This is a genomic window from Clostridium sp. CTA-1 (genome assembly GCF_054768215.1).
This window is the reverse complement of sequence record NZ_BAAAAP010000009.1, coordinates 181,037-187,204: the sequence shown is the minus strand read 5'-3', so window position 1 is coordinate 187,204 and position 6,168 is coordinate 181,037. Positions and strand designations below refer to the sequence as shown.

General features: G+C 28.2%; 4 protein-coding genes. All 4 read left to right on the top strand.

What is annotated here, in order from left to right; genetic code table 11:
* Positions 1-233: ornithine cyclodeaminase family domain (locus tag ACYUEW_RS09935; protein ID WP_458249815.1), on the top strand; the 233-nt coding region annotated here is incomplete at its 5' end.
* A gap of 480 nt (positions 234-713) precedes the next feature.
* A complete protein-coding gene (locus ACYUEW_RS09930) occupies positions 714-2,732 on the top strand; it encodes a methyl-accepting chemotaxis protein (RefSeq protein ID WP_265203912.1) in 2,019 nt (672 codons plus the stop codon).
* 311 nt (positions 2,733-3,043) lie between these two features.
* Positions 3,044-3,940: a sulfite exporter TauE/SafE family protein gene (locus ACYUEW_RS09925; protein WP_042384686.1), complete on the top strand. Its 897-nt coding sequence runs from the start codon at positions 3,044-3,046 to the stop codon at positions 3,938-3,940.
* A gap of 897 nt (positions 3,941-4,837) precedes the next feature.
* Positions 4,838-6,148 carry a proline reductase-associated electron transfer protein PrdC gene (prdC, locus tag ACYUEW_RS09920; protein ID WP_460276672.1) on the top strand — a complete coding sequence of 437 codons (1,311 nt, stop codon included), beginning with the start codon at positions 4,838-4,840 and terminating at the stop codon, positions 6,146-6,148.
* The last annotated feature ends 20 nt before the right edge of the window (positions 6,149-6,168 follow it).

Here is a 6,168-nt window from a genome sequence, read left to right as displayed (position 1 = left end):
AATCTACAATGCTTATATGTTTATCTACAGTACTACATACAATAGCTTCAGGAAATATGACTCCATCTTACACAGTAAGAGATGGTGTTGTTAGACCTGTATATATCTATTCTATAGATATACAAGAATTCTCTGTTAATAAACTATCCGATAGAGGTACTCTAGAAGTTAAAACTCTAGTTACAAATGCTCAAGACTTTATTACAAATATAGCTAAAGCATTAGTTAAATAACTTAAAAAATTTTTTCTGTATACTAAATTTTAGTAAAAAAGAGAGTCTTTTTAAAGATTCTCTTTTTTATTGTACAGATATTGATTTAAAATATAATAATTATTTATTTTTAATTTTAAATTTAATATATTTAATTTTACTAGTTTACTTAAAAAAAATTTATAAGAACTATTGACTTTAATGCTTGATGAAACTATAATAGTTACAACGAAAGCGATAAAAATGAGAAGTAAATCAATTTTTTTTATAATAGATGTAACTTCATAAGTTACATCTGCTAAATAATTTTATAAATTGTTGCAAATTAATTAATTACCATAATGAATGCATTGAAAGAGTTTTTTAAGGTTTCTTTGAAGAGGAATTAGATATTGGAAGAGTTAAGATATTATCTGAATTAACTGAAGAAATAACAAAGAGATAACTGTTTGTGCAGTTGGAGATGAAATTACAAATAGAATTATGGGAGTGATAAAAATATTGAAAAAATTGTCCTTTAAAATGAAATTATTAATTACTATTTTACCAGTTGTAATAATTGGAATGTCAATTTTGAGTTTTACAACATTTTATGAATTTAGAAAAAATATTGAAAATGAACTTGTCAACAATAAATTGGAGGAAGGGAAAAAACTAACTGAGAGTATAAACAATTGGTTGGAAGGAAAACTTTTAGAAGTAAGAAGTGCTGCTAATACACCTACGGCAAAACTAATAGAAACAGATGTTGCTGCTGTAGATAACTTTAATGCAGAAAGAATTAAATTTTTAGAAAAAAATTATCCAGGAGAATATGACAATGCAGCAGCAACTTTATTTAATAATGATGGTAAATCTAGAGCACAATATTCAAATGGAAAGTTTGTAAATGGTGATGTATCAGAAAAAACATGGTACAAGGATTTAATGAGTGGGGTACCATATAATATATCTAATCCTGTAGTATCAAAGGGAACTGGTAAAACTTTGGTTGTAATAGGAGTTCCAATTAAAAACAAATCAGAAAAAACGATAGGAACAATGATATCTGCTGTGAATCTTTTACATATTAAAGAAAAAGTTAAGGAATTTAAATTTGGTGAAAAAGGATATAGTTTATTAATTGGAAAGGATGGAACTATTCTTGAACATCCAGATAAGTCATTAGTAATGCAGAAAAAGATATCAGAAATAAAAGATGAAAATATACAATCATTAGGAAAAGAAATGATGAAAAATGAATCAGGTGTATTTAGATTTGGAAGTGGAGATAATAAATCGATTGTATTTTATAATAAAGTTCCTCTATCAGGGTGGAATGTAGCAAGCGTTGTGTCTGAAAAGGAATTGTTTGCTCCTTTAAATAAATTAATGTTAACATTAATTTTAATAACAATAGTAATTGTATTTATTGTTGCAACAGTAATTGTATTTGTAGCAAAACAAATCACATTACCATTAACTAAGTTATCCGATTTTGCAGAAGAAATAGCAGAAGGAAATCTTACAAATAAATTAGAAGTTCATGGGCAAGACGAAATTTCTAAGGTGACAAAAGCACTAAATAATACAGTTTCAAAGCTTAAGAAAATGATAGGTGATATAAGTAGTTCGGCTAATGATGTTATGGTAATATCTAATGGTTTAGCATTATCAACAAGTGAATCATTAAAGGGAAATGAAGAAGTTTCACGAAGTATGCAAGAAATAGCCACAGGGGCTGTATCTCAGGCAGAAGGGGCAAGCAAAGCATCTATTGTAACAAGAGAATTAGTTGAAGATATAAATGAAATATCTAAAAAATGTAACTATATGATTGACATAGTAGAAAAATCAACTAATAGAAGCACAAAAGTTTCACAGGGAGTCCAACACACTGTAGATAGTATAAAGAACATAGCTACAACAAATAAACATAATGTTGAAGAAATTCAAAATTTATTAAATCAATCTAAAGAAATAGGACAAATTGTTGATGTAATAAGTGATATATCTGAACAAACTAATCTTTTATCACTTAATGCAGCCATTGAAGCTGCTAGGGCTGGTGCACAAGGTAGAGGATTTGCTGTAGTTGCAGATGAGGTGAGAAAATTAGCAGAACAATCAAGTAATTCTTCAAAAAGGATAGTAGAGCTTATTAATGGAATTCAAAAGCAAATTGAAATCATATCAAATAAAATGAATTCTGGAACAAGTGAAGTTATGCATGGAGTTAAAATGGCAACATTAATTGGTAATGATTTTGAAGAAATAGAGAAAGTATTTAATGAAGTTAATAATATTGTATTAGAGGTATCAGAGTCTACTAATACAATGGAAAAGAAAGTAAATGTTACAGCTGATATTATAAATAATGTTGCATCTGTAACAGAAGAAAATTCATCAGCTACAGAAGAAGTCACTGCATCAAATGAAGAGCAAATTGCTTTTATGCATCAAATTGTAGACTCAACTTATACATTAGAAGAATTAGTTAAAAAACTTAAGGATACAGTATATAAATTTAAATTATCCTAGATAGAATTAAAAGTAATTTATATAGGAAGCTTATAATCTTACAAAATAAAGATTATAAGCTTTTTTTATTAAATCTGTTAGAAATATCTACAAAAATAGATAAAAACTATAGTAATTTTGCAATAAATGTCTTATAATATAAGAGGTACGAGATATCATTTAAAAGGGTAGTGCAAACATCATTGAAAAAGAAGTTGTTACTATTCTTTGGGGGAATATTCATTTATCTATTTTATAAAAAAAATTACACTTAATGAAAAGGTTTACTGGTAAATTAAAAAAATACTATGGAGAAGGTAGGGGGAATAACAATGATAACAAAATTATTATTATCAGTATTACTAGTTTTGACAAGCTATTTTTTATTTTTCTTTTTAAAGGATTACTTTAAATCATTAAAAAAAGGTAATCTAGAAGACAATAATTTTTTTATTGTAGGAATTATAGGTTTAGTAGTAAATTTTTTTGATACATTAGGTATAGGGAGCTTTGCGCCGTTAACATCTATGCTTAAATTTTTTAAACAAACAGAGGATAAAGTAATACCAGGAACTTTAAATGTAGGATGCACTGTGCCTATGATTTTACAAGCTTTTATATTTATGACAGGCATAAAGGTGGAACCTGTAACATTAGTTTCTATGATAATAGCTGCTATGATAGGCTCTTTATTTGGCGCGGAAATAGTATCAAAATTAGATGAAAAAAAAGTGCAATTTTGCATGGGGGTATCTCTTCTAATTGTAGCTTTAATAATTTTAGCAGGACAATTAAATTTAATGCCAGCAGGTGGTAATGATATAGGTCTTCATGGTACTAAATTGATAATAGCTATAGTAGGTAATTTTATTTTAGGTATACTTATGACAGTGGGTATAGGATTGTATGCTCCGTGCATGGCTTTAGTGTGTGTGTTAGGTATGAATCCGAAGGTAGCTTTTCCAATAATGATGGGATCCTGTGCATTTTTATTACCTATGTCTTCAACAAAGTTTGTAAAAAATAATGCTTATGATAAAAAGGCATCTATATCCATAAGTATATTTGGAGTAGTAGGAGTTTTAATAGCAGCATTTATAGTGAAAGAACTTCCTGTTAGAGCTTTAACTTGGATGGTTGTTTGTGTAATAATGTATACTTCTATTACTATGTTTAAAGCTTATTACTCTAAAAAAGAAAGTTATGAAACTAGAGAAGAATTAGCTTAATAGTATATATAAATAAAATTTTTAAAAGAAAAATAAAAAAAAAGTATAGTGATTAAATTATATATATAATAATGTAGGTTTTTATTTTTTATCCGATGACTATCCGCTCTAATACTCCCATCTTCTTCAAAGTGGGAGTAAAGAGCGGATACGTCCCTGGATAACGATTTCTAAGCTTCAGAATGAGTAAAAACTCACTCTGAAGCCAAGAACTCTGTTTATAAAAAGATATATAAAATTGGGTTTTATAATTGGAACTTAGAGTTTGTACTAAAATTTTAGTATAAACTCTTATTTTTTTTATTTAAAGTATTTAATAGTTCTATGTTATAAATATAGAGCTACAAATAGGAGGACTCAATATAGATTTGAATTTTAGGTATTCTCCTTTTTATATATAACATATAGATTTTACCTAATTATCATTTTATATAAAAATTAGTAGCCTTATTTATTGAAAATGAATTAAAAAGAATAAAATAAAAAAAATAGTTTAAAATAAAATATGAATTTAAAAATTACTTATAATTAAATAAAAATCTTTGTAGAAACATTAGTAATGAGAATGTTTACAGGATGGTGTCAGAAAATACTACACTATAATTCAAACAATGTTATTAAAAATACAAATAGATAAGGCTTTAATTGATAAAAAAAAATAATAATGTCTAAAAGCTGACACATTATCCGTAAAAGTGTCAAAAAAAAGACAAAAATATATTGAAATTTATAAGAAGTTTATGCGAAAAAAGGGCTTTTTATAAAAAATAACATGTAAAAAGGTATAAAAAACTAATTATTTTGTGTTTTTTTTAACTTTTTTTATTTAAATTATAGATTTGGCATAAACATTGCTATATAATATAAGTGTGTGTAGATAGATCAAGGAGGGATACCATGGAAAAATTGTTTAGTTTTCCTCTAAGGATGCACGTAGGTGCACCAGATGCTCCCTGTGTAAAAGAGGGACAAAAGGTTAAAAGAGGAGAATGTATAGCAGAACCAAACGGACTTGGTGCTAAAATTCATACTAGTGTGTCCGGTATAGTAGAAAAAGTTACAGATAAAGAAATCATAATAAAAGCAGATGAAGCTAAAACAACAGAATTCGTTAAGATAAAGAAATGCGATAATTTAGTAGATACTGTATTTGAAGCAGGAATAGTTGGAGCCGGCGGAGCAGGTTTCCCAACTCACATAAAGCTAAAGTCAGATAACAAAGATGGCTACATTATAGCAAACTGTGTAGAATGTGAACCAGCACTTCATCATAACATAAAAGTTATAGAAGAAACGCCTGAACTAATAATAAATGGTGTTAGATATGCAATGAAAGCCACTAATTCTGCAAAAGGATACATAGCTATAAAAGCTAAACATCCTGAAGCTATAGCTTCATTAGAAAAAGCTTTAAAGGGAGCTACTGATGTAGAAGTTAAACCTCTTGCTGACTTATATCCAATGGGTGAAGAAAGAGCTATAATCAATGCAATATTTGATAAGTGGTTAGATGTAACTCAGCTTCCTATAGAAGCAAAATGTATTGTAATGAATGCTGAAACTTTAGCAAATATTACAAGAGCTGTTGAAGAAGGAAAGCCAGTTATAGATAAGGATATAACTGTAATAGGAAAACTAAAATCAGGTAATAAGCCAAATATATTCTTACAAGTACCAGTGGGAACACCAGTTAAAGATTTAATAGAAAAATCTGGTGGAATAGATGGTGAATATGGTGAACTAGTAATAGGTGGACCATACACTGGAAAAGCTGGAGATATAGAAAAGGATGCTGTTACTAAAATATCCGGTGGAGCAATAGTTACAATACCATTACCAGAATATAATGGACCATTAGGACTACTAGTATGTGCCTGTGGAGCTAACGAAGAAAGATTAAAAGATGTAGCAACTAAAATGAATGCAAAAATTGCAGGAGTAGTTGACTGCAAAAACATAGAATACCCAAAGGGTAAAGGAAATGGACCAGGAAAATGTAAAACACCTGGTGAATGACCAGGCCAAGCGGCTGCAGTTATGCAGCTTAAAAAAGATGGAGCAGAAAGAATATTAATATCAAACTGTAGTGATTGTTCAAATACAGTTATGCAAATAGCTCCAAAAGCTAAGGTTCCAGTATATCATCATACTGATCATATATTTAGAACTATTGATTACACATTAACAAGAAGACTTCCACAGGAATAACAAAAAAATAAAAAAAATTA

Excerpts from the sequence above, each read along its gene's own strand:
- ACYUEW_RS09925 (WP_042384686.1), top strand. The coding sequence starts at position 3,044 with ATGATAACAAAATTATTATTATCAGTATTACTAGTTTTGACAAGCTAT.